This window comes from Polaromonas sp. P1_G4 (assembly GCF_056405475.1).
Genome location: NZ_JBFUCA010000767.1, coordinates 1 through 1,460, shown reverse-complemented (window position 1 = coordinate 1,460; position 1,460 = coordinate 1). Strand labels below are relative to the sequence as shown.

At 62.4% G+C, this 1,460-nt stretch carries 1 protein-coding gene; it reads right to left on the bottom strand.

Features of this window, described 5'->3' with window-relative positions:
- Positions 1–233: 233 nt before the first annotated feature.
- Positions 234–1,460 (bottom strand): glutamate-1-semialdehyde 2,1-aminomutase (hemL, locus tag AC1D1X_RS23135; RefSeq protein ID WP_477699321.1); only part of this gene is annotated, 1,227 nt, incomplete at its 5' end.

Genomic DNA, 1,460 nt, shown 5'->3' with positions numbered 1-1,460 from the left:
GTTTTAAGGGTTTTTGATCGATAGCCCAATGGGAATGGGCGCGAACAGCTATCAAATTGATAGCATAACGCGTCCCTTTTCCCTTTTGGGTGAACAGGCCAGAGGCKGCGCAAGAACACTTCCGCACCTTGAACCCTGCATCAATGTACGGCCGCTATTGATTTAATAGCTGCTCGCGCCCGCCCTGATTGGGCTGAAGCCCGAATACTGCAATATATGGTCAGGGCGCTGCCTTAGCCGGCGGCGAAGAACCTGGCCGCAGCCGCCACCGTCGCTTCGATGTCCGCGTCCGTATGCGCCGAACTCAAAAAGCCTGCTTCATATAGCGCCGGCGCGTAATACACCCCGCTGTCCAGCATCGCATGAAAGAAGCGATTGAACGSAGGGCTGTCGGTCATCATGACCGTGGCGTAGTTCTGCGGTAATTGGCCGAGCAGGAAAAAGCCGAACATGCCGCCTTCGCTGTCACCGCAAAACGGCACACCGGCCTTGCCGGCAGCCTGCGTGAGGCCGGTGACCAGGCTGCGGGTTCGGGCGCCCAGTGCTTCGTAAAAGCCGGGTTTGGCGATCTCGCGCAAGGTTGCCAGACCACAGGCGGTGGCCACAGGATTGCCTGATAGCGTGCCGGCCTGGTAGACCGGGCCCAGCGGTGCCAGTTGCTCCATCACGGCGCGCGTGCCACCAAAGGCGGCCAGCGGCATGCCGCCGCCTATCACCTTGCCCATGACCGTCATGTCGGGCTTGAAGCCGGGAATGCTGCGGGCGTAAACGCTCTGGGCGCCACCCAGCGCCACGCGAAAGCCGGTCATGACCTCGTCGAACACGAGCAGGGCACCGTGCTGCGTACACAGTTCGCGGCAGCGCTTCATGAAGGGCACGCTGGCACGCACAAAGTTCATGTTGCCGGCGATCGGCTCGATCATCAGGCAGGCGATGTCCTTGCCGTGCAGCGCGAAGGCTTCTTCGAGCTGGGTGAGGTGGTTGTATTCGAGCACCAGGGTGTGCTGCACCACTTCGGGCGGCACGCCGGCGCTGGTCGGGTTGCCGAAAGTGGCCAGGCCTGAACCGGCCTTGACCAGCAGGGCGTCGGCATGACCGTGGTAGCAGCCTTCGAATTTGATGATCTTGCTGCGGCCCGTGGCGCCGCGCGCCAGGCGGATCGCGCTCATGGCTGCCTCGGTGCCTGAGCTGACCAGGCGCACCATCTCGAGCGAAGGCACAAGGCGCACGATTTCCTCGGCGAGCTCCACTTCACGCTCGGTCGGTGCGCCGTAGGAAAAGCCTTCCAGCACGGCTTTTTGCACGGCTTCAACGACCGCCGGATGGCCGTGGCCCAGGATCATGGGACCCCAGGAACCGATGTAGTCGATATAACGCTGGCCGTCCACATCCCAGAAGTAGGCGCCCTGTGCGCGCTGGATAAAACGGGGTGTGCCGCCTACCGCCTTGAAGGCCCGATC